This window comes from Enterobacter sp. 04-C-12-SI-ECC (assembly GCF_047530715.1).
Taxonomy (GTDB): domain Bacteria; phylum Pseudomonadota; class Gammaproteobacteria; order Enterobacterales; family Enterobacteriaceae; genus Enterobacter; species Enterobacter bugandensis.
The window spans coordinates 234,931-255,724 of sequence record NZ_JBLKDI010000001.1; the positions used below are offsets into that span (position 1 = coordinate 234,931).

The 20,794-nt window shown below is 58.2% G+C and carries 21 protein-coding genes and 1 pseudogene; 14 read left to right on the plus strand and 8 right to left on the minus strand.

Translation table 11 applies throughout. The annotated features are described in order from the left end of the window. The first annotated feature begins 76 nt into the window (after nt 1–76). Both ychH and ACMWL8_RS01180 read left to right on the plus strand, forming a co-directional pair. Complete coding sequence (ychH, locus tag ACMWL8_RS01175) at nt 77–352, plus strand: stress-induced protein YchH (protein ID WP_008499505.1); 276 nt, start codon at nt 77–79, stop codon at nt 350–352. 120 nt (nt 353–472) lie between these two features. Then, on the plus strand, nt 473–1,531 hold the full coding sequence (locus ACMWL8_RS01180) for a MerR family transcriptional regulator (RefSeq protein WP_045261111.1): 1,059 nt from the start codon (nt 473–475) through the stop codon (nt 1,529–1,531). Here ACMWL8_RS01180 and dauA read toward each other — a convergent pair. The 4 genes from dauA to lolB form a co-directional block, all read right to left on the minus strand. After that, nucleotides 1,517–3,196 carry a C4-dicarboxylic acid transporter DauA gene (dauA, locus tag ACMWL8_RS01185; protein ID WP_045261110.1) on the minus strand — a complete coding sequence of 560 codons (1,680 nt, stop codon included), beginning with the start codon at nt 3,194–3,196 and terminating at the stop codon, nt 1,517–1,519. The genes ACMWL8_RS01180 and dauA overlap by 15 nt on opposite strands. A gap of 124 nt (nt 3,197–3,320) precedes the next feature. Beyond that, the gene (gene prs / locus ACMWL8_RS01190) at nt 3,321–4,268 is read right to left on the minus strand and encodes a ribose-phosphate diphosphokinase (protein WP_003856663.1); all 948 of its coding nucleotides are present in this window, start codon (nt 4,266–4,268) and stop codon (nt 3,321–3,323) included. 125 nt (nt 4,269–4,393) lie between these two features. Beyond that, nucleotides 4,394–5,263 carry a 4-(cytidine 5'-diphospho)-2-C-methyl-D-erythritol kinase gene (ispE, locus tag ACMWL8_RS01195; RefSeq protein WP_028013463.1) on the minus strand — a complete coding sequence of 290 codons (870 nt, stop codon included), beginning with the start codon at nt 5,261–5,263 and terminating at the stop codon, nt 4,394–4,396. Beyond that, nucleotides 5,260–5,871, minus strand: a complete 612-nt coding sequence (gene lolB / locus ACMWL8_RS01200; RefSeq protein ID WP_028013462.1) for a lipoprotein insertase outer membrane protein LolB — start codon at nt 5,869–5,871, stop codon at nt 5,260–5,262. The genes ispE and lolB overlap by 4 nt, the downstream gene beginning before the upstream one ends. 201 nt (nt 5,872–6,072) lie before the next feature. On the opposite strand from lolB, the gene hemA reads away from it, so the two are divergent. The 6 genes and pseudogenes from hemA (at nt 6,073) to kdsA (ending at nt 11,117) form a co-directional block, all read left to right on the plus strand. Continuing rightward, entirely contained in the window at nt 6,073–7,329 is a 1,257-nt protein-coding gene (hemA, locus tag ACMWL8_RS01205) for a glutamyl-tRNA reductase (protein WP_021240361.1), read from the plus strand. Nucleotides 7,330–7,370: 41 nt separating this feature from the next. Next, on the plus strand, nt 7,371–8,453 hold the full coding sequence (gene prfA, locus ACMWL8_RS01210; RefSeq protein ID WP_021240360.1) for a peptide chain release factor 1: 1,083 nt from the start codon (nt 7,371–7,373) through the stop codon (nt 8,451–8,453). Continuing rightward, nucleotides 8,453–9,283 (plus strand): peptide chain release factor N(5)-glutamine methyltransferase, encoded by an 831-nt coding sequence (gene prmC, locus ACMWL8_RS01215; protein WP_045261109.1) that lies wholly within the window; start codon nt 8,453–8,455, stop codon nt 9,281–9,283. The genes prfA and prmC overlap by 1 nt, the downstream gene beginning before the upstream one ends. An 8-nt stretch (nt 9,284–9,291) precedes the next feature. Next, nucleotides 9,292–9,375, plus strand: a pseudogene (locus ACMWL8_RS01220) (siroheme synthase); the annotation flags it as partial. 41 nt (nt 9,376–9,416) lie between these two features. Further along, nucleotides 9,417–10,226 carry an invasion regulator SirB1 gene (gene sirB1, locus ACMWL8_RS01225; protein WP_028013460.1) on the plus strand — a complete coding sequence of 270 codons (810 nt, stop codon included), beginning with the start codon at nt 9,417–9,419 and terminating at the stop codon, nt 10,224–10,226. Between the two features lie 36 nt (nt 10,227–10,262). Continuing rightward, the gene (gene kdsA / locus ACMWL8_RS01230; RefSeq protein WP_045261107.1) at nt 10,263–11,117 is read left to right on the plus strand and encodes a 3-deoxy-8-phosphooctulonate synthase; all 855 of its coding nucleotides are present in this window, start codon (nt 10,263–10,265) and stop codon (nt 11,115–11,117) included. 73 nt (nt 11,118–11,190) lie between these two features. On the opposite strand, the gene chaA is transcribed toward kdsA, so the two are convergent. After that, entirely contained in the window at nt 11,191–12,291 is a 1,101-nt protein-coding gene (chaA, locus tag ACMWL8_RS01235; protein ID WP_008499517.1) for a sodium-potassium/proton antiporter ChaA, read from the minus strand. 269 nt (nt 12,292–12,560) lie between these two features. Here chaA and chaB point away from each other — a divergent pair, with 269 nt between their 5' ends. Together chaB and ACMWL8_RS01245 are read left to right on the plus strand one after the other, a co-directional pair. Further along, nucleotides 12,561–12,791, plus strand: coding sequence for a putative cation transport regulator ChaB (gene chaB / locus ACMWL8_RS01240; RefSeq protein WP_045261106.1), 231 nt, complete (start codon nt 12,561–12,563; stop codon nt 12,789–12,791). Between the two features lie 177 nt (nt 12,792–12,968). Next, nucleotides 12,969–13,664 carry a gamma-glutamylcyclotransferase gene (locus ACMWL8_RS01245; RefSeq protein WP_028013457.1) on the plus strand — a complete coding sequence of 232 codons (696 nt, stop codon included), beginning with the start codon at nt 12,969–12,971 and terminating at the stop codon, nt 13,662–13,664. A gap of 29 nt (nt 13,665–13,693) precedes the next feature. Here ACMWL8_RS01245 and ACMWL8_RS01250 read toward each other — a convergent pair whose 3' ends face one another. The 3 genes from ACMWL8_RS01250 to ACMWL8_RS01260 all read right to left on the minus strand — a co-directional run bounded on the left by ACMWL8_RS01250 (nt 13,694) and on the right by ACMWL8_RS01260 (nt 16,372). Continuing rightward, nucleotides 13,694–13,933 carry a DUF1883 domain-containing protein gene (locus ACMWL8_RS01250; RefSeq protein ID WP_013096243.1) on the minus strand — a complete coding sequence of 80 codons (240 nt, stop codon included), beginning with the start codon at nt 13,931–13,933 and terminating at the stop codon, nt 13,694–13,696. A gap of 194 nt (nt 13,934–14,127) precedes the next feature. Beyond that, nucleotides 14,128–15,912 (minus strand): methyl-accepting chemotaxis protein, encoded by a 1,785-nt coding sequence (locus tag ACMWL8_RS01255; RefSeq protein WP_045261105.1) that lies wholly within the window; start codon nt 15,910–15,912, stop codon nt 14,128–14,130. A gap of 106 nt (nt 15,913–16,018) precedes the next feature. Continuing rightward, nucleotides 16,019–16,372: a DsrE/DsrF/TusD sulfur relay family protein gene (locus tag ACMWL8_RS01260; RefSeq protein ID WP_028013455.1), complete on the minus strand. Its 354-nt coding sequence runs from the start codon at nt 16,370–16,372 to the stop codon at nt 16,019–16,021. A gap of 73 nt (nt 16,373–16,445) precedes the next feature. Here ACMWL8_RS01260 and nasR point away from each other — a divergent pair, with 73 nt between their 5' ends. The 4 genes from nasR to ACMWL8_RS01280 all read left to right on the plus strand — a co-directional run bounded on the left by nasR (nt 16,446) and on the right by ACMWL8_RS01280 (nt 20,784). Beyond that, the gene (gene nasR, locus ACMWL8_RS01265) at nt 16,446–17,630 is read left to right on the plus strand and encodes a nitrate regulatory protein NasR (protein ID WP_045261104.1); all 1,185 of its coding nucleotides are present in this window, start codon (nt 16,446–16,448) and stop codon (nt 17,628–17,630) included. Nucleotides 17,631–17,857: 227 nt separating this feature from the next. Next, nucleotides 17,858–19,105: a CmpA/NrtA family ABC transporter substrate-binding protein gene (locus tag ACMWL8_RS01270; protein ID WP_045261103.1), complete on the plus strand. Its 1,248-nt coding sequence runs from the start codon at nt 17,858–17,860 to the stop codon at nt 19,103–19,105. Nucleotides 19,106–19,107: 2 nt separating this feature from the next. Next, nucleotides 19,108–19,986 carry a nitrate ABC transporter permease gene (ntrB, locus tag ACMWL8_RS01275; RefSeq protein ID WP_028013452.1) on the plus strand — a complete coding sequence of 293 codons (879 nt, stop codon included), beginning with the start codon at nt 19,108–19,110 and terminating at the stop codon, nt 19,984–19,986. 9 nt (nt 19,987–19,995) lie between these two features. Next, nucleotides 19,996–20,784 carry an ABC transporter ATP-binding protein gene (locus ACMWL8_RS01280; protein ID WP_045261102.1) on the plus strand — a complete coding sequence of 263 codons (789 nt, stop codon included), beginning with the start codon at nt 19,996–19,998 and terminating at the stop codon, nt 20,782–20,784. The last annotated feature ends 10 nt before the right edge of the window (nt 20,785–20,794 follow it).

Sequence of the window (20,794 nt, forward strand, 5' to 3'; positions counted from 1 at the left end):
AAGGGGCGTTGTCTATACTTTACACACAAGGATTAGGGGCTTTTCCCCTGACAACCCAAAGTTCCGGAGGTGACACATGAAACGCAAAAACGCTTCGTTACTCGGTAACGTGCTGATGGGGTTGGGGCTCTTCGTGATGGTAGTCGGCGTAGGTTATTCCATTTTAAACCAGCTGCCGCAGCTTGATCTCCCACAATACTTCGCGCATGGCGCGGTATTGAGCATCTTCCTCGGTGCAGTATTGTGGCTCGCCGGGGCGCGCGTAAGCGGACATGAGGAAGTCTGCGATAAATACTGGTGGGTGCGCCACTACGACAAACGCTGTCGTCGCGACCAGCATAAGCACAGCTAGTGCATGATGAAGAACATCGAAACGACTCCATCCGGAGTCGTTTTTTTTGCATAGCATATTGACCCTCACGTAACGTAAGGCTCCAGAGTGGTGGCACTGGCAAAGTAAAAAGGAGCAGTTATGTTGATTCAGGTGGGTGAGCTGGCGAAACGAGCCGGTATCACCGTGCGGACATTGCATCACTACGAGCAAACAGGGCTGTTGCTGCCTTCTGCCAGAAGCGCGGCAGGTTACCGGCTTTACAACCTGGCGGATGTACAGCGTCTGCACATGATCCAGGCGCTGGCAAAAGCGGGGCTGGAACTTGCCGAAATCAGGGATTTTCTGGAAAAGGAGTCGCTGTCGTTGACCGAGCTACTCGATGCGCAAATCACGCAGCTAGATAAACAGCTGCGCAGTATACACACGCTGCGCGACCGGCTGGTGGAGCTGCGTACCGGGCTTACCGACGATGCAACGCCGGATCTGGAGTCCTGGCTACAGACTCTGGAGTTAATGAATATGTACGATCGCTGGTTTAGCAAAGAAGAATTACAGCAGTTGCCGTTTGCGGTACAGAAGGATGCGCTGGCGGCTATCTGGTCAGGGCTGGTGGCAGAGGCTAACGCGCTGCTGGAACAGGATATACCCGTTACTGACACGCGGGCGATGGATCTGGCGACCCGCTGGATGGAACGTCTTGAACAGGACACGGCGGGCAAACCGGAGTTTCTCACCCGGCTGAACGAGATGCACAGCGTAGAGCCACAGATGCAGGCGCAGACCGGCATCACCCCGGAGATGACAGATTACATCACGCGGGCGTTTGCGGAATCTAAGCTCAGGATATGGGAGAAGTATCTCACTGCCGAAGAGATGGCCTTTACCCGGGCGCATTATTTTGACCGCATGATGGAGTGGCCGCCGCTGGTGGCGAAACTGCATCAGGCGCAGCGGGACAATATCGCTCCTGACTCGAAGGAGGCGCAAAAGCTGGCTGAAAACTGGCTGGCATTGTTCCAGTCCTACGCAGGCACCAACCCGGAGACCCAGCAAAAGTTTCGTACGGCTATGCAGCAGGAGCCGCATCTGATGAAAGGAACCTGGATGACGCCTGCCGTGCTTGCATGGCTCCAGCAGGCGATCGGGGGGATGATGCAGAGACGTTTCTCTGCATCAGGTAACTCACAGATCCGCTAACGCGGCTTCACGGTTAGGATAAAAGGCAAGGCGGCCAGGGATCGGCTGCACGCCCGCACGCGCCATGGTGCGCAGGGGCTGGAATTCCAGGTTGCTGACCCGCAGCTCGCAGCCTTCCGGCAGACGTTTCACAAAGCGCTGGAAGGCATCCAGACCACCGGCATCCAGAACCGGGACGGCATCCCACTTCAGCACCACAACCCGTTTCCCCGCGATGCGGGACTCCAGATCGCTGAACAATCCTTCCGCCGCGGCAAAGAAGAGCGGGCCAATCACGCGCAGCACCAGCACATCCTCAGGCACCTCCACGTTAACCGGCGAGAGGCGCGTCATCTGCGCGATGCGGCGCATAAATAGCAGGGACGCGAGCACGATCCCGACGCTGATGGCGATAACCATATCGAACAGCACGGTCAGCGACATGCAGATCAGCATCACGATGATGTCGTCTTTCGGCGCACGGCGCAGCAGATTCACCACCTTATGCGCCTCGCTCATGTTCCAGGCCACCATCAGCAGCAGGGCGGCCATGGCGGAAAGCGGCAGCCAGGAGAGCAGTGGGGCAAGGATCAGCAGCGCCAGAATCACCAGCACGGAGTGGATAACCGCCGAAACGGGGGAGGTCGCACCTGCGCGCACGTTGGCCGCTGAACGGGCGATGGCTGCCGTAGCGGTAATCCCGCCAAAGAACGGTGCGATGAGGTTGCCTAAGCCCTGACCGACCAGTTCGCTGTTGGCTTTGTGCCTGGTGCCGGTCATCCCGTCGAGCACCACAGCGCACAGCAGGGATTCAATCGCTCCCAGCATCGCCATAGAGAACGCGGCGGGCAGCAGGGCGCGAAGGGAATCCCAGCTCAGGGTGAAGCTCGAACCAGGCATGTCCCACGGCAGCACCAGCTGCGGCAGCAGCTGTGGAATGCCGTTACCCTGCGAACCGTCCGCCAGAACATAGTGGAACTGCGAGCCGATAGTCGCGACATGGCCACCGAACATATTGACGATAGCCATCACCGCGCAGCCCAGCAGCAAGGCGGGCAGATGGCCCGGCAGGCGAATACCGAGGCGAGGCCAGACGATCAGCGTCCCCAGGGTGACTATTCCGATGGCGGCGTCGCCCAGGTTGGCCGTTGGCAGCGCCATAAACAGCGCCCCCACTTTCTGTAAATAGTGCTCCGGAACGTGGGTCATTTGCAGACCGAGGAAATCCTTAATCTGCATGGTTCCGATGGTGATCCCAATCCCTGAGGTGAACCCCAGCGTCACGGAAAGGGGAATGTATTCAATCAGGCGACCAAAACGGGCCAGACCGAACAGAATCAAAAAGACGCCGGACATCAGGGTGGCAACCAGCAGGCCTGCCAGACCAAACTGTTGTGAAACCGGGTAGAGGATCACCACAAAGGCGGCGGTCGGGCCGGAGACGCTGAAGCGCGAGCCGCCCGTCAGGGCAATAACAATCCCGGCAACGGCCGAGGTATACAGACCGTACTGTGGCGCAACGCCGCTGCCAATCGCCAGCGCCATCGCCAGCGGGATGGCAATAATCCCTACGGTGATCCCGGCGATCAGGTCACGGATAAAGCGTGACGAGGTGTACTTCTCTTTCCAGCAGGCGTCGATGAGGGCGCGAAAGGGCAGAACATGTGAGGAGGCTACGTTTTTCACAATTATCTATCATCCGTGTGCGCATCATCTGTCATATGAATGGCAGGTGAAGGAGGCATTAATCATACAAATAAAACCCAGAGACAAAAAAACCCGCCGCAGCGGGTTTTTTGGCCGTGTTCGATTAGTGTTCGAACATTGCAGAGATGGATTCTTCGTTGCTGATACGACGAATCGCTTCGGCCAGCATCCCGGACAGGGTCAGGGTACGCACGTTTGGCAGTGCCTTGATTTCGTCGCTCAGTGGGATGGTATCGCATACCACAACTTCGTCAATGACGGAGTTGCGCAGGTTGTTCACGGCATTACCGGAGAAGATCGGGTGGGTCGCGTAAGCGAACACGCGCTTGGCACCGCGCTCTTTCAGCGCTTCAGCGGCTTTACACAGCGTACCGCCGGTATCGATCATGTCGTCAACCAGCACGCAGTCGCGGCCAGCTACGTCACCGATGATGTGCATCACCTGAGAAACGTTAGCGCGTGGACGACGCTTGTCGATGATCGCCATGTCGGTATCGTTAAGCAGCTTAGCGATAGCACGGGCACGTACCACGCCGCCGATGTCCGGAGAAACCACGATTGGGTTGTCCAGGTTCAGCTGCAGCATGTCTTCCAGCAGGATTGGGCTGCCGAATACGTTATCAACCGGGACGTCGAAGAAGCCCTGGATCTGCTCTGCGTGCAGGTCAACGGTCAGCACGCGGTCAACGCCGACGCTGGACAGGAAGTCAGCGACAACTTTTGCGGTGATGGGCACGCGCGCGGAACGGACGCGACGGTCCTGGCGGGCATAACCAAAGTAAGGGATAACAGCAGTGATACGGCCTGCGGAAGCGCGACGCAGGGCGTCGACCATAACAACCAGTTCCATCAGGTTGTCGTTTGTTGGAGCACAGGTGGACTGGATGATGAAAATATCACCACCGCGTACATTTTCGTTGATTTGTACGCTGACTTCGCCGTCGCTAAAGCGACCTACGGCGGCGTCGCCGAGGGAAGTGTACAGGCGGTTGGCAATACGTTGTGCTAGTTCCGGGGTGGCGTTACCAGCAAAAAGCTTCATATCAGGCACGAGAAGAACCTCAGGCATGCGTCCAGTGGTGGATAGCGTTCGCCGCAAACTGCGGGGCCTAAGCGAAGGCTATCCAGGCGGTGTATTAAAGAGCGCGATGCAACGTCTGGAACAGGGTGACGTTGTCACCGAAACTCAGTCTGCGCCAGAATGGCCTGCTGTAGGGGGGAGGTGTTCATCCCGCGTGCTACAAAACCATGCAGCCAATCCGGCGCTTGCTCAAGCACCTGACGGGCGGCGGATTCGGTGTCAAATTCAGCAAAGACACAGGCCCCTGTACCGGTCAGGCGCGACGGCGCGTATTCTAACAGCCAGGAAAGCACCGCATCAACCTCGCGAAAACGTTTTCTTGCGATATCCTCGCAATCGTTGCTGAATTCACAATTTAATAACGTTTCTATTGACCGTACCGGGGTATTTCTTTTCAGGTCAGGATCTTTAAAGATGACCGGGGTCGGAATACTCACGCCGGGGTGGGCAACCAGATACCATTTCTCCGGCGGGTTGACCGGGGAGAGGATCTCACCTACGCCCTCGGCAAAGGCCGCGTGGCCGCGAACAAACACAGGGACATCTGCGCCCAGCGTTAAGCCCAAACCAGCCAGTTCATCCGTCGACAGCCCGCAGCCCCAGAGGTGGTTCAGCGCAACCAGCACGGTGGCGGCGTTGGATGAGCCCCCGCCGAGACCGCCACCCATCGGCAGACGCTTCTCAATGCGGATATCCGCACCGCTTCCCGCCGGCAGACGGCCCGATTCCGCGGCGGCTTTCATCAGCAGGCGCGCGGCGCGGACGATCAGGTTGTCCTCATGCGCCACGCCGTCGACCGGCGTCAGCAGGCAAATCTGCCCATCCTGACGCGGCTCGATGGCAATCGTGTCGCCATAGTCAATGAACTGAAACAGCGTCTGCAGAGTGTGATAGCCGTCAGCACGCTGGCCGGTGATGTATAAAAACAGGTTCAGTTTTGCTGGAGAAGGCCAGTGGGTCATCATTTAACGATCCAGTTGTCCATTTTCAGCTTGATGCGCTGGCTGCCCTGGGTCAGCTCCATGTTTGATGGCAGCGACGGTTTACTCTTGCTGTCATAGGCGCTGTACACCACTTTCCAGGTTTTGCCGTTCTGGGTGTAGTTGACCTGGCTCAGACGGTATTGATCGTCAAGCGTATAGTCGGTCGCTTCGCCCGGCAGGCCGAGGATCCACTGGCGCAGGCTGTTCAGCGGAATTGGCATCCCGGTCAGCTTGCCAATCATCTCTTCAGCATCGGTCGCCGTGTAGTGCTGGCCTTTGTTATCGGTGATCTGCGCTTCGCCCGGTTTGGCGATAAGCTCCAGCTCGGTGCTGCCAAGCGGGTTCAGCAGCAGCAGGCGATAGTTGTCCTGCCCCGTTTGCTGCCAGAAGAAGCGGGCATAAACCTTTTGTTCGTCAGAGAGATACGCGAAGGCGCCGCGCGTCTGGTACTGCTTCAAATTAAGGACGTCCTGCTGGTGCTGACGCCACTGCGGTGAATCAGGGCTTTTGCCCGGGCCTTTTGGTTGGGTGACAGTACAGGCGGTCAGAACCAGTGCTGCCAGCGGCAGCAGGCGAATCAGTCGGGTCATAATGAGGACAAATCCTTGAGATACGTTGCAGTTATAACTGTTAATGCTAGCGCCCCGCAGTGCTACCGTCTACGTTCAAATTATCTCAAAGCGTTGAGTAACCTATTACTCCGAAAGGAGGCGGTCTCTTTTATTGATCTCGCGCATCCTGTATGATGCGTCCTGCTAACCTTATTAACGCTGGTACTACTCCCGCTCAACATGACCCTATTAGCACTCGGCATCAACCACAAAACGGCCCCGGTTTCGCTGCGAGAACGCGTTACGTTTTCGCCGGATACGCTTGACCTGGCGCTGGACAGCCTGCTTGCACAGCCGATGGTGCAGGGTGGCGTGGTGCTTTCGACGTGCAACCGTACCGAGCTGTATTTGAGCGTGGAAGAGCAGGATAACCTGCACGACGCGCTGATCCGCTGGCTATGTGACTACCACAATCTCAACGAAGACGAGCTGCGCAACAGCCTGTACTGGCATCAGGATAACGATGCGGTCAGCCATCTGATGCGCGTCGCCAGCGGTCTGGATTCGCTGGTGCTTGGCGAGCCGCAGATCCTCGGCCAGGTAAAAAAAGCCTTCGCAGATTCCCAGAAAGGGCATCTCAAGGCCAGCGAGCTGGAGCGTATGTTCCAGAAGTCCTTCTCCGTGGCGAAGCGTGTGCGAACCGAAACCGACATTGGTGCCAGTGCGGTTTCTGTTGCTTTCGCGGCCTGCACCCTTGCGCGTCAAATCTTTGAATCCCTGTCGACCGTCACCGTGATGCTGGTAGGCGCGGGCGAAACCATCGAGCTTGTGGCGCGCCATCTGCGCGAGCATAAAGTGAAAAAGATGATTATCGCGAACCGTACCCGTGAACGCGCGCAGGTGCTGGCGGACGAAGTGGGTGCCGAGGTGGTTGCGCTGAGCGATATTGATGAACGTCTGAAAGAGGCGGACATTATTATCAGCTCTACCGCCAGCCCGCTGCCGATCATCGGTAAAGGGATGGTGGAACGTGCGCTGAAATCCCGCCGTAATCAGCCAATGCTGCTGGTGGATATCGCCGTTCCGCGCGATGTTGAGCCAGAGGTTGGCAAGCTGGCTAACGCCTATCTTTACAGCGTGGATGACCTGCAAAGCATTATTTCGCACAACCTCGCCCAGCGTAAAGCGGCGGCGGTGCAGGCGGAAACCATTGTTGAGCAGGAAACCAGCGAATTTATGGCCTGGCTGCGCGCGCAAAGCGTCAGCGAGACCATCCGCGAGTACCGCGGGCAGGCGGAGCAGGTGCGTGATGACCTGACTGCCAAAGCGTTAGCGGCCCTGGAACAGGGCGGCGACGCGCAGGCGATTATGCAGGATCTGGCGTGGAAGCTGACCAACCGCCTGATCCATGCGCCAACCAAATCTCTTCAACAGGCTGCCCGTGACGGGGATGATGAACGCCTGACTATTCTGCGCAACAGCCTCGGGCTGGAATAGCGCCCTATACCCATTTTCTAAGACAAGGTGCACTTACGCCTATGAAGCCTTCTATCGTCGCTAAACTGGAAGCTCTGCACGAGCGCCATGAAGAAGTACAGGCGCTGCTCGGCGATGCCGGGACTATCGCAGACCAGGAACGTTTTCGCGCGCTTTCGCGTGAATATGCGCAGTTGAGTGATGTATCAAAATGCTTTACCGACTGGCGACAGGTTCAGGAAGATATTGAAACCGCGCAGATGATGCTCGACGATCCTGAGATGCGCGAGATGGCGCAGGAAGAGCTGCAGGATGCAAAAGCGCGTTCCGAAGAGATGGAGCAGCAGCTTCAGGTGCTGCTCCTGCCGAAAGATCCGGACGATGAACGTAACGCGTTTGTCGAAGTGCGCGCCGGTACCGGCGGTGACGAAGCGGCGCTCTTTGCCGGGGATCTGTTCCGCATGTACAGCCGCTACGCCGAATCGCGCCGCTGGCGCGTGGAGATCATGAGCGCCAACGAAGGTGAACATGGCGGCTACAAAGAGGTTATCGCCAAGATCAGCGGCGACGGCGTGTACGGACGTCTGAAGTTTGAATCCGGCGGTCACCGCGTGCAGCGCGTTCCGGCCACCGAATCTCAGGGCCGCATTCATACCTCCGCCTGTACGGTGGCGGTGATGCCGGAGCTGCCGGAAGCGGAACTGCCGGACATCAACCCGGCGGACCTGCGCATCGACACCTTCCGCTCCTCCGGGGCGGGTGGTCAGCACGTTAACACCACCGACTCCGCCATCCGCATTACCCACCTGCCGACCGGCATCGTGGTGGAGTGTCAGGACGAACGTTCGCAGCACAAAAACAAAGCCAAAGCGTTGTCCGTGCTGGGCGCGCGCATCCACGCGGCGGAAATGGCGAAGCGTCAGCAGGCGGAAGCCTCTACGCGTCGTAACCTGCTGGGCAGCGGCGATCGCAGCGACCGTAACCGCACCTACAACTTCCCTCAGGGGCGCGTGACCGACCACCGCATCAACCTGACCCTGTACCGTCTGGACGAGGTGATGGAAGGGAAGCTGGATATGCTGATTGAGCCTATCGTGCAGGAATACCAGGCCGACCAGCTGGCGGCGCTGTCCGAGCAGGAATAATGGATTTTCAGCGCTGGTTACGTGAGGCGGCCGCTGAGCTTTGCAAAAGCGAAAGCCCGAAGCGAGACGCCGAAATTTTGCTTGAGCATGTGACGGGTAAAGCCCGCACGTACCTGCTGGCATTCGGCGAAACTGAGCTAACTGCAGAGCAGGAAGCACGGCTCGCCGCGCTCCTTGCCCGCCGTAAAAACGGCGAGCCGGTGGCGCACCTTGTCGGTGAGCGCGAGTTCTGGTCGCTACCGCTTTACGTCTCGGCGGCGACGCTGATCCCGCGTCCGGATACCGAGTGTCTGGTGGAGCAGGCGCTGGCACGTTTACCCGCAGCGGCCTGCCGCATTCTCGATCTCGGTACTGGCACTGGTGCTATCGCGCTGGCGCTGGCCAGCGAGCGGCCTGACTGCGATGTGACGGCAGTGGATGTGATGCCCGACGCGGTGGCGCTGGCGCTGCGTAATGTGGAACGTCTCAGGCTCAGCAACGTAACGGTGCTGCAAAGCAGCTGGTTTGCCGCGCTGGAGAACCGCTCATTTGCGATGATTGTCAGCAATCCTCCTTACATTGACGAACATGATCCGCACCTTGCGCAGGGAGATGTTCGCTTCGAACCGCTGACGGCGCTTGTGGCCGCCAACGCGGGATTAGCCGATCTTGATCACATTGTGACAACGTCACGAGAGCATTTGCTTCCCGGCGGCTGGCTGCTCGTGGAGCATGGCTGGACGCAGGGAGAATCCGTGCGGGCACTGTTTACCCAGGCAGGCTACGCCGCTGTCGAAACCTGCCGCGACTACGGCGGCAACGAACGCCTGACGCTGGGGCAGTGGTCTTGAGATCCGGGTATCTGCCATTTACTGATAAAGGCGTAAGGCTGACTGAAAGGCAGTTTGGCGTTATCATCTACATCGTTTTGAGTTTTATCGCGCCTGAGCGTCATTGTTCGCTCAGTCGTTACTGGGGTAAGTCATGAGGTCCTTAGCCGATTTCGAATTTAATAAAGTGCCGCTTTGCGATGGCATGATCCTGATTTCGGAGATGATACGCGACGATTTTACGTCGCAGTACGTCTACGATGAGCTGGAGAATCTGGTCAGCCTGGCGCGTGAAGAGATCAATCAGGCGCGCCCGCAGGACTGGCAATTAGAGAAGCTTCTGGAGCTTTTCTACGGCGAATGGGGTTTCTGCGACACGCGTGGCGTGTATCGCCTGTCTGACGCATTATGGCTGGACCAGGTCTTAAAAAATCGTCAGGGCAGCGCCGTTGCGCTGGGCTCTATTTTGCTGTGGGTTGCGCACCGCCTGGATATTCCGCTGGTGCCGGTTATTTTCCCGACGCAGATGATCCTGCGTGCGGAGTGGCTGGACGGTGAGATGTGGCTCATTAATCCGTTTAACGGCGACACGCTGGACGAGCATACGCTGGACGTCTGGCTGAAGGGCAACATCAGCCCGGTGGCCGAGCTCTTTAACGAAGATCTCGACGAAGCCGACAACGCCGAAGTCATTCGCAAGCTGCTGGATACGCTGAAGTCAGCGCTGATGGAAGAGCGTCAGATGGAGCTGGCCTTGCGTGCCAGTGAAGTGCTGCTGCAGTTTAATCCGGAAGATCCGTACGAAATTCGCGACCGCGGGCTTATCTATGCCCAGCTCGACTGCGAGCACGTGGCGCTGAACGATCTGAGCTATTTCGTCGAGCAGTGTCCGGAAGATCCGATTAGCGAAATGATTCGCGCGCAGATCAACGCGATCTCGCACAAACAAATTACACTGCATTAATCTTAATTCCGATTCACACCTGAATAAGGCGATCCTATGAAACAAAAAGTGGTTAGCATTGGTGATATCAAGGTAGCAAACGACCTGCCGTTCGTGCTGTTTGGCGGTATGAACGTGCTGGAGTCCCGCGATCTCGCCATGCGTATCTGCGAGCACTACGTGACCGTGACCCAGAAGCTGGGCATTCCGTACGTGTTTAAAGCCTCTTTTGACAAAGCCAACCGCTCCTCCATCAACTCTTACCGTGGCCCTGGCCTGGAAGAGGGGATGAAAATTTTCCAGGAGCTGAAGCAGACGTTTGGCGTGAAAGTGATCACCGACGTGCATGAGTCCTGGCAGGCGCAGCCTGTGGCAGACGTGGTAGACGTAATCCAGCTTCCGGCGTTCCTGGCGCGTCAGACCGACCTGGTTGCCGCGATGGCGAAAACCGGTGCCGTGATCAACGTGAAAAAACCGCAGTTCGTGAGCCCTGGCCAGATGGGTAACATCGTCGATAAGTTTATCGAAGGTGGTAACGACAAGATTATTCTGTGCGACCGTGGCGCTAACTTCGGTTACGACAACCTGGTTGTAGACATGCTGGGCTTCAGCGTCATGAAGAACGTCTCTAACCAGTCGCCGGTGATCTTCGACGTGACCCACGCGCTGCAGTGCCGCGACCCGTTTGGTGCAGCCTCTGGCGGCCGTCGTGCTCAGGTGACCGAGCTGGCGCGCGCCGGTATGGCGACCGGCCTGGCAGGTCTGTTCATTGAAGCGCACCCGGATCCGGCTAACGCGAAATGCGATGGTCCATCCGCGCTGCCGCTGGATAAACTGGAGCCGTTCCTGAAGCAGATCAAAGCGATTGACGATCTGGTGAAAAGCTTCGACGAGCTGGATACCAGCAAGTAATAAAAAAACCCGCTTCGGCGGGTTTTTTTATGGGACATATTGCCGGGTAAGCGCAGCGCCGCTGGGCAAAAGACTACGCAAAGATCGTCATCAAATACGCTACAAACAGCGCCATATGCGCCGCGCCGTTCAGGACATTGGTGCGGCCAGTGGAGAATGAAATCTGGCACAGCAGCAGCGAGGCCACCATCACAATCATCTCCGGCGCGCCCAGCGCAAACTGCAGCTCGTTACCGGTCATAAAGGCGATCAGCGTCACCACCGGTACGGTGAGTGAAATGGTCGCCAGCACGGAGCCGAAGAACAGATTCATCGCACGCTGCACCTGATTGTTCAGCACCGCCTTCAGCGCACCTAAACCCTCAGGGGACAGGATCAGCAGCGCCACCAGGAAACCGGTAAAGGCCACCGGCGCGTTCAGTTCGGTTAACAGCGTCTCCAGCGGGTTGGCGTTCATCTTGGTGACGGCAATCACCGCAATCAGATGCACGATCAGCCAAACCGTGTGCCACGCGCTGCTGTGGGCCGACGGCTTGCCGTGGTGCGGGTCATCGTCGTCGCTGTCGTCTTCATGCTCATACACAAACAGGCTCTGGTGCGTTTTGGTCTGAATGAGCAGGAACACGCCGTACATGGCGGCGGAAATCAGCGCGACCAGCAGCGCCTGGCCGGTGGAGAAGTTTGCGCCCGGCAGCGCCATCGGGAAGACCAGCACGATGATGGCCAGCGGGAAGAGGGCAATCAGATACTGTTTAATGCCGAAAAGATTCATGTACTGGGTCGCAAATTTGCGTCCGCCCAGTAACAGAGAGAAGCCTACCAGGCCGCCCGTCACAATCATAATGATGGAGTAAAGCGTATCGCGCATCAGGGTCGGGGCGGCATCGCCGGTTGCCATCAACGCGGAAATCAGGCTGACTTCGAGAATAACGACGGAAAGGCTGAGAATTAAAGAGCCATAAGGCTCGCCCAGGCGGTGGGCTAATACGTCCGCATGGCGAACGACGCTAAATGCACTGGTTAAAATACCCACCAGGGCAAGAATATTGATACCAACCACCACTGGCAGTGACTGACTGCTTCCCCAGAAGAGCAGCACAGCCAGTGCCAGAACCGGGAAAATGAGAGACGTCTCCTTGTGGCGGGTTTTTACCGCCTCGTGTGTTGCTGTCATGTGCTTCTCCATCAATGCAGGTGCTTGTAATTATAGATAGATTTTAAGGGCAATAAATTAACAGAAATCTGTTAAATAACCTTTGTTTTTTACTTAATTTTACCCTTTATTATGGTTTTCTTGTTTAATGCCTATAATAAGATATTTCTTTTAAATATATATTTAATAACAATGAATTATGGAATTCATCCGCTCATTGTTTATGACCGGCTGGCACACCGGCGTATCGTCGTCCACACTTAACTCTTTAGGCAAAAGAGAGGTTAGTGATGCCATATAAAACGAAACGCGAATTACCCGATAACGTGAAAAACGTCCTGCCCGAACATGCGCAGGATATCTACAAAGAAGCGTTTAACAGCGCCTGGGATCAGTACAAAGATAAAGACGATCGGCGGGATGATGCCAGCCGGGAAGAGACGGCGCACAAGGTCGCCTGGGCCGCAGTAAAACATGACTATGAGAAAGGAGACGATGATAAATGGCATAAAAAGACATAGCCGTGAAATTATTCGCTGCCTTCATTTTGACTTTTCAGGCGGTTGAACTGCCGTTGTATTGCAACTGGTCCGCTAATTGCTTATCGTAATTTGACTGCTGGCAAAATGACCAGCACAGAATGCCGGGAAGGCGAATTACAGATGTCGCAAGGAAGCATGCAGTGGCGGAGGTGGAAAGTGTTAACGCGTGATTTCTTAATGAAGGCAGATTGTAAGACGGCATTTGGTGCTATTGAGGAATCGCTTCTCTGGTCAGCTGAACAACGTGCGGCGTCGCTCGCTGCCACGCTTGCCTGCCGCCCGGATGATGGCCCGGTATGGATTTTTGGCTACGGTTCACTGATGTGGAACCCGGCTCTCGAATTTGTTGAATCGGCAACCGGCACGCTGCCCGGCTGGCATCGCGCATTTTGCCTGCGCCTGACGGCCGGACGCGGCAGCGCCTGTCAGCCAGGGCGCATGCTTGCACTAAAAGAGGGCGGACGCACCACGGGCGTCGCGTATCGCCTTCCGGATGCAACGCTCGAAGAGGAGCTGACGCTGCTCTGGAAGCGCGAGATGATCACCGGCTGCTATATGCCGAGCTGGTGCAAGCTGGAGCTCGACGACGGGCGCACCGTTAACGCGCTGGTGTTTATTATGGATCCGCGCCACCCGCTGTATGAAGCGGACACCCGCACGCAGGTGATTGCCCCGTTAATCGCCGCCGCCAGCGGGCCGCTGGGCACCAACGCGCAATATCTCTTCTCCCTCGATCAGGAGCTGACCCGCCTCGGCATGCAGGACGATTGTCTGAATGAGCTGGTGGTGAAAGTGAAGGCGCTGCTGGAAGGGAACCCGCTCAACAGCACGCTGCGACCGGGTTTTGCCTGAGAATACGCCCGGCGAGCCGGGCGTTTAAATTATGCTGCCACGTAGCTGACCGAATGCTCCAGCGACTGGCTGTGGCTGTCGATCAGCACATCCCACGTGCCGGTATACGGCACGGTAAGCCAGGCCTTGTCATCCTGCACGGTCAGAATATCCGCCTGGGATTGTTTCTGTGCTTTCGCACTCATCAGATGAATACGACAGCGCTCTGAGCAACGCACCACCACCGTATCCCCGCCAAACAGTTTCAAACTTGTTTTCACCAGTGCCATTTTCTACCCCGTCGATTTTGCCCATCCCGAGCGTGATGTTGTTCACAAAATACTCATTGCATAACACCAAAGCGGGGAGCGAGGGATGCTGATTTTGATCAAAAAATGGCATAACGATTAAACAAAAATGACAAAATTCCTGGAACCTTTCAGCTGACGCGCGTTTACCCTGTTTAACGCGCGCCTGAAGAAAATTAAATGCGGAAATGGCCGGCGGTTTCAGCAAGCTCGCCCGCCTGGCTTTGCAATGCGCTGGCGGCCGCGGCGGACTGCACCACCAGCTCGGCATTCTGCTGCACCATTCTGTCGAGATGGGTCACCGCGTGGTTGATCTCATGAATGCCTTTCATCTGCTCGCTGGTGGCAATCGAGATCTCGCGCATGATGCCGGAGACGCTGCCGATGCTGGAGCGGATCTCATCCATGCTTTCCCCGGCCAGATGCACGTAGCGCGAGCCGGTGGCCACGCTGTCGGTGGTGGAGTCGATAAGCGATTTGATCTCTTTCGCCGCCTGGGCGCTGCGGCTGGCGAGGTTCCGCACTTCACCGGCAACCACGGCGAACCCGCGGCCCTGCTCACCGGCACGCGCCGCCTCGACGGAGGCGTTCAGCGCTAGAATGTTGGTCTGGAAGGCGATGCCGTCGATCACGCTGGTGATATCGCCAATCTTAGCGGACGCCACTTCGATAGACTGCATGGTGCTGATGGCCTGCGAAACCACTTCACCGCCGCGCGCTGCGGCCGCAGAGGCCTTGCTGGCCTGGTCGTTGGCTTCTGCTGCCGATTCATTTGACTGGGTGACGGAGGCGGTGATCTCTTCCACGGCGCTGGCGGTTTCGCGAAGGCTGGACGCCGCCTGCTCGGTACGTCCGGAGAGATCCTGGTTACCAGCCGCAATCTCCTGCGCGGCGTTTTTCACCGAGGCGCTGGCGTCGCGGAGCTGAACCATTACCACCGAGAGCTTATCGCTGAAGGCGTTAAACGCCTGCGCAATTTGCGCCACTTCGTCATCGCCGCTGTCCGGCAGGCGCTGGGACAGATCGTTAGTGCCGTTGGCAATGTTGTGCATCGCGTCACGAATGTCGGACAGGCGCTTCAGCAGGCGGGCAATCAGGACGTGAACAATGGCGCCGCTCAGGAGTGCGAGGATCACCAGCGAAATCGCCGACGCTTTCAGCAGGGAACGCATGCCGGAGGTGGCATCGCTGCTGTCGAGGGCGACGACCAGGAGCCAGTTCGTGCCCGGCACGGCTGAGGCGATAAAGGTTTTATCCTTGTCATTCAGCGTTCCGTCGACCGGGTTACCGCTCTTCAGCGCCGCAAGGTCGATGCCTTTGATCGTCTCGGCAAACGGCTTCAGCGTCAGGGCCGGCTCGTTGGCGGCAATCACCGTGCCGTCGCTGTTCAGAAGCAACCCGCTGCTGGCCGGCGTGGGGTGGATCCCGCGCACGTTCGCCACCACGCTATCCATGGCGACATCGCCTGCCACCACCGCTTTCAGAGCGCCATTCTCTTTCACCGGCACGGCAAACGTGACCACCAGCTTCCCGGTCCCGGCATCAACGTAGGGTGCCGTTACCACCGGGCCGTCCGTGCTCACCACCTGTTGATACCAGGGACGAACGGTGGGGTCATAATCCGCCGGGACGCCTGTCGGGTCGGAGAATTTCGCCGTCTTGCTGGCGTAGCCCACGTAAACGTTGGTGAAACCGCCCGCCTGGGCAAGCTGCTTAAACACCGGAACCGGATCGTCAGCCAGCGCGATGCTCTGCGCGGAGGTAATCACCGTCATTTTGCTTTTGACCCAGTCGGCAATCGCCATGTTGTGGCTGGCGCGGGTGCTGGTCAGAATATCGCGCTGGGACTGCTGGTTATCCTGGCGCGTGACCTGGAAGTTAATTACGGTATTGAGAAGAAGGGCGACGACGAGGCAGCCTGTCGTCGCGGCGATAATGCGTGCGCGAATGGATCTGAACATAAGTGAAATACCTGCTGTGTTGTTTCCATGCCTATCGGCAACCCCGCAGGTAAACTTGATGCTGAAACCGCGTCCATAAGAAAATAATATTTTTACGGGTTTATTATTAAAAAGTTAATACTTTATCCGCGGTCAGCGTCCATTCGGCCAGTTCAACCAGCGTACCGATTTCTACGCCCTCGATCAGCGGCAGCCCGGTAATGCCGCGCCCGTCGGTGCAGGTCTTACAGAGTTTTACCGGCACGTCCTGCGCGGTCAGGATCTCCAGCATCTGCTGAATGTTGTAGCCTTCCGCCGGTTTTTGACCCTTCAGCCCGGCGGTGACGGCGTCGGACATTAAAAATATCCGCAGTACCAGGTCGCTCTCTTTTTCGCGTAGCGCGATCGCCAGGCGCAGGCTGTTGAAAAGGGATTCGCTGCCGTAGGCCGCACCGTTGGCGACGATCACAATCTTCTGCATGTTGACTCCTGTTTTTATAAAGGCACGAATATTGCTTAATTTCCCCGGAGTTTCGCTGTCCGGGAGAGTAAGCATGACATTAATGGCCGGCATTTCGCCAGGTGCAACCGAATGGCTCCAGCGCGCAAGGCGGATGCGCCGAGAGCAGCTCAGCAGGCTGGCGCAGCTGAACGTGCTGGTGCGCGGAATTAGCCAGCTGGTGCATATGCTCCAGTGCGAGCGCGGCGCATCTAACGTCTGGCTCTGCTCACAGGGTAAGCTCTATGCGCCTGAATGCAAAGCCAGCCGGGCGCTGGTGGACGAAAACCTTGCTGCACTGAACGACATTCTTGGAAAACAGTCCGCCTTTCCGGGAAGCGCCGTTTGCGAACGTATCGGCAATGCGCTGCTCACGCTGGAGACGCTTCCCGCGCTGCGCGACGGTGTAAATCGGCAAACGCTGACGGCTCCGCAGGCAATGGAGCACTACTCCCGCATGCTGCGCCACCTGCTCAGTATCGTACCGCAGCTTAATGACAGCATTGACGACCCGCAAATCGCGGGCCGTTTCGTCGCGCTATATAGCCTGATGCAGGGGAAAGAGCTGGCGGGACAAGAGCGGGCCCTGGGGGCAATTGGCTTCACGCAGGGCTTTTTCGATGATGTGACCCGCCAGCGGCTGGTTGACCGCATTGACGGGCAGCAGGCCTGCTTTGAGATCTTTCTCTCCCACAGCCAGGCCGACGTGCAGACTTCGTTCTCCCTTAATTGTCAGCCCGATCGTGAGACGGAGCAGCTCCGGCGCGTGGCCTGTACCCGCCAGCCTGCTGCAGACAATGGACATACCGCACTCGCCTGGTTTGCGCTGCAAACGGCGCGGCTGGAGCATCTGCGCGCGCTGGAGGAGACGATCATCGCCGATCTGATGGTCGCGGTGGATGAGCGTATTCAGCGCGACGAGGCATACCCGCTTCCCGGGGATGAACAGGACGATCCGCTGGCGCACTACCCGGATAAACCGCTGCTGACCCTGGTTCGCCAGCAGGCACGAGAGATAGAGCAGCTTTCCCGCCAGCTCGCGTCGCTGCGCGATACGCTTGAGGAGCGCAAAACCATTGACAAAGCCAAAAGCGTGCTGATGACCCACCAGAACATGAGTGAAGAACAGGCGTGGACAACGCTGCGCAAAATGGCGATGGACAAGAACCAGCGCATGGTCGATATCGCCCGCGCGCTGCTTACGGTGAAGAGCGTCTGGCAGGTAACACCAAAGGAGTAGCTGCACAATCAGCGGGCATTTTATGCCTGATTGAGGTGCGTGAACGCGGGCAAAACCCGGTTTTCGGCCCTGAAAGAGGGTCTTTAAACCTGGCATTGGCTTTGCATTATTTAATTAACCATTTTTGACGGTGCGCCAACGGCGGTGCATCCGTCTTCGGGATAAAGGCGTCCAGCGGTGCTTCGGCACGGCGGGCGCTTTTTTTTGGCTTTTTTTCGGGAGCGGTTATGGCGGATTTGTCGAGACGGCGATTTTTGCAGGCCAGCATGCTGGCGAGTGGTGCAGCGCTGTTACCGGGTGTTATGCAGGCTGCCTGGGCGGCTGGCTCAGATAAACCGGAACAGGAGACGGTGCGCGTCGGGTTTATCCCGCTGACCGACTGCGCACCGGTGGTTATCGCAGCGTTAAAAGGCTTTGATAAAAAATACGGTATCACCATCGTTCCCACCAAAGAGGCGAGCTGGGCGGCGGTGCGCGACAAGCTGGTGGCGGGAGAACTGGACGCCGCACACATTCTTTACGGTCTGCTGTACGGGCTGGAGCTGGGCATCGCCGGCAAGCCGCAGCAGATGGCGAACCTGATGACGCTCAATCAGAACGGCCAGGCCATCACGCTTTCAAGCGATCTGGCGGAGAAGGGCGTTCGCGATCTCGACGGGCTGAAAACGCTGATCGGGCAGCAGGCGCCGGGAACCTACACCTTCGCGCACACCTTCCCGACCGGGACGCATGCCATGTGGCTTTACTACTGGCTGGCCAGCGCGGGCATTAACCCCTTTGACGACGTGCGCACGGTGGTGGTGCCGCCGCCGCAGATGGTGATGAACATGCGCATCGGCAACATGGTGGGCTTCTGCGTCGGCGAGCCGTGGAACGCGCGGGCGATTAACGACCGGATCGGCTTTACCGCCGCCACGTCGCAGTCCATCTGGGCCGATCATCCGGAAAAGATCCTCGGCACGCGCCGCGACTGGGTGGAGAAAAACCCGCACGCCGCCCGGGCGCTGGTGAGCGCGGTGCTGGAGGCCGCGCGCTGGATCGAGGCGTCCCAGGAAAACAAACGCGAAACCGCGCAGATCCTCTCCCGCCGGGCGTGGCTCAACTGCAAAGAACAGTATCTCACCGGGCGCATGCTCGGCGAGTATGACAACGGCCTGGGCCAGCGCTGGCAGGACGCGCACCCGATCCGCTTCTTCAACGAGGGGGCTGTGAGCTACCCGTATCTCTCCGACGGCATGTGGTTCTTAACCCAGTTCCGCCGCTGGGGCTTGCTCAAAGCCGCGCCGGACTACGCGGGCATCGCGCAGCGCATCAACCAGACCGCGGTCTGGCAGGATGCCGCCACCGCCGTCGGGGGCGTGTCCACGCCGTCATCACCGTTCCGCAGCAGCACGCTGATGGACGGCACCGTCTGGAACGGCACCGATCCGGAAGGGTACGCCAGCCGTTTCGCTATTCACCGTAAAGGGGCCTGATTATGCCACATCTGCAAAACACGAAACCACAAGAGACGCCAGAGAGCGGGGAAGTGATTGTCCTGCCTCCGGTACAGGTTCGCCGCCGTCCGCCCGCGTTAGCGCGCCGGATGAACGACTTTTTCCAGCGCGTTATCCCGGCGCTGCTTGGCCTCGGGCTGCTGGTGGTGCTCTGGCAACTGGCGGCGATAAACAGCAAAGGCTTCCCGACGCCGCTCAGCACGCTTGATTCCGCCATTACCCTGTTTGCCGACCCGTTTTATCGCGACGGGCCTAACGATATGGGCATTGGCTGGAACGTGCTTGCTTCACTGCAGCGCGTCGCCATCGGCTTTGGCCTGGCAGCGCTGGCGGGTATTCCGCTGGGCTTTTTGATTGGCCGCTTCACCTTTTTCTCGCGCATGTTCAACCCGCTGATTGCGCTTCTGCGCCCGGTCAGCCCGCTGGCCTGGCTGCCCATCGGCCTGCTGCTGTTCCAGAAAGCGGAGCCCGCGTCGAGCTGGACCATTTTCATCTGCTCTATCTGGCCGATGGTGATCAACACCGCCGAAGGCGTGCGCCGCATTCCGCAGGACTACCTCAACGTCGCCCGCGTATTGCAGCTTTCCGAGTGGACGATCATGCGCCGCATACTCTTCCCGGCTGTGCTACCCGCCGTGCTGACCGGGGTGCGCCTCTCCATCGGCATCGCCTGGCTGGTGATTGTCGCCGCTGAGATGCTCACCGGGGGGCTGGGTATCGGCTTCTGGATCTGGAACGAGTGGAACAACCTCAACGTCGAAAACATTCTGATCGCCATCGTCATCATCGGCGTGGTCGGGTTGCTGCTGGAGCAGGGGCTGATGCTGATCGCCCGTCGCTTTAGCTGGCAGGAAAAATAAGGAGCGAACATGAAACCATTAATTCAGGTCCAGGCCGTGAGCCAGCGTTTTTCCACCGCCAGCGGCGAGTTTCTGGCGCTGCAGAACGTCTCTTTTGATATCCACGAGGGCGAAACCGTGAGTCTTATTGGCCACTCCGGCTGCGGCAAGTCGACGCTGCTTAACCTCATCGCCGGGATCGCGCTGCCGACGGAAGGCGGGCTGATTTGCGACAACCGCGAAATCGCCGGGCCGGGGCCCGAGCGCGCGGTGGTGTTCCAGAACCATTCTCTGCTGCCGTGGCTGACCTGCTTCGACAACGTGGCGCTGGCGGTGGATCAGGTGTTCCGTCACACCATGAGCAAGGCCGAGCGCAAAGAGTGGATCGAGCACAACCTCGACCGCGTGCAGATGGGACACGCGCTGCACAAGCGTCCGGAGGAGATCTCCGGCGGCATGAAGCAGCGCGTCGGGATTGCCCGCGCGCTGGCGATGAAGCCGAAAGTGCTGCTGATGGATGAGCCGTTCGGCGCGCTGGATGCGCTGACGCGCGCCCATCTGCAGGACTCGGTGATGCAGATCCAGCAGGCGCTGAACACCACCATTGTGCTCATTACCCACGACGTGGACGAGGCGGTGCTGCTCTCCGATCGCGTGCTGATGATGACCAACGGCCCGGCGGCCACCGTCGGGGAGATCCTCCGCGTTGACCTGCCGCGCCCGCGCAACCGGGTGCAGCTGGCGGACGACAGCCGCTATCACCACATGCGCCAGCAGATCCTCCATTTCCTCTACGAAAAACAGCCGAAAGCGGCGTAACGAGGGGGCG

What these genes read in the sequence shown, in the direction of transcription:
- chaB (WP_045261106.1), top strand. Translation starts at nt 12,561, where the DNA reads ATGCCATATAAAACGAAACGCGAATTACCCGATAACGTGAAAAACGTC.
- chaA (WP_008499517.1), bottom strand. Translation starts at nt 12,291, where the DNA reads ATGACAGCAACACACGAGGCGGTAAAAACCCGCCACAAGGAGACGTCT.
- ACMWL8_RS01280 (WP_045261102.1), top strand. Translation starts at nt 19,996, where the DNA reads ATGAAACCATTAATTCAGGTCCAGGCCGTGAGCCAGCGTTTTTCCACC.
- nasR (WP_045261104.1), top strand. Translation starts at nt 16,446, where the DNA reads ATGACATTAATGGCCGGCATTTCGCCAGGTGCAACCGAATGGCTCCAG.
- prfA (WP_021240360.1), top strand. Translation starts at nt 7,371, where the DNA reads ATGAAGCCTTCTATCGTCGCTAAACTGGAAGCTCTGCACGAGCGCCAT.
- ACMWL8_RS01250 (WP_013096243.1), bottom strand. Translation starts at nt 13,933, where the DNA reads ATGGCACTGGTGAAAACAAGTTTGAAACTGTTTGGCGGGGATACGGTG.
- ACMWL8_RS01260 (WP_028013455.1), bottom strand. Translation starts at nt 16,372, where the DNA reads ATGCAGAAGATTGTGATCGTCGCCAACGGTGCGGCCTACGGCAGCGAA.
- hemA (WP_021240361.1), top strand. Translation starts at nt 6,073, where the DNA reads ATGACCCTATTAGCACTCGGCATCAACCACAAAACGGCCCCGGTTTCG.
- sirB1 (WP_028013460.1), top strand. Translation starts at nt 9,417, where the DNA reads ATGAGGTCCTTAGCCGATTTCGAATTTAATAAAGTGCCGCTTTGCGAT.
- ntrB (WP_028013452.1), top strand. Translation starts at nt 19,108, where the DNA reads ATGCCACATCTGCAAAACACGAAACCACAAGAGACGCCAGAGAGCGGG.
- ispE (WP_028013463.1), bottom strand. Translation starts at nt 5,263, where the DNA reads ATGATGACCCACTGGCCTTCTCCAGCAAAACTGAACCTGTTTTTATAC.
- kdsA (WP_045261107.1), top strand. Translation starts at nt 10,263, where the DNA reads ATGAAACAAAAAGTGGTTAGCATTGGTGATATCAAGGTAGCAAACGAC.
- prmC (WP_045261109.1), top strand. Translation starts at nt 8,453, where the DNA reads ATGGATTTTCAGCGCTGGTTACGTGAGGCGGCCGCTGAGCTTTGCAAA.
- ychH (WP_008499505.1), top strand. Translation starts at nt 77, where the DNA reads ATGAAACGCAAAAACGCTTCGTTACTCGGTAACGTGCTGATGGGGTTG.
- ACMWL8_RS01255 (WP_045261105.1), bottom strand. Translation starts at nt 15,912, where the DNA reads ATGTTCAGATCCATTCGCGCACGCATTATCGCCGCGACGACAGGCTGC.
- ACMWL8_RS01270 (WP_045261103.1), top strand. Translation starts at nt 17,858, where the DNA reads ATGGCGGATTTGTCGAGACGGCGATTTTTGCAGGCCAGCATGCTGGCG.
- ACMWL8_RS01180 (WP_045261111.1), top strand. Translation starts at nt 473, where the DNA reads ATGTTGATTCAGGTGGGTGAGCTGGCGAAACGAGCCGGTATCACCGTG.
- lolB (WP_028013462.1), bottom strand. Translation starts at nt 5,871, where the DNA reads ATGACCCGACTGATTCGCCTGCTGCCGCTGGCAGCACTGGTTCTGACC.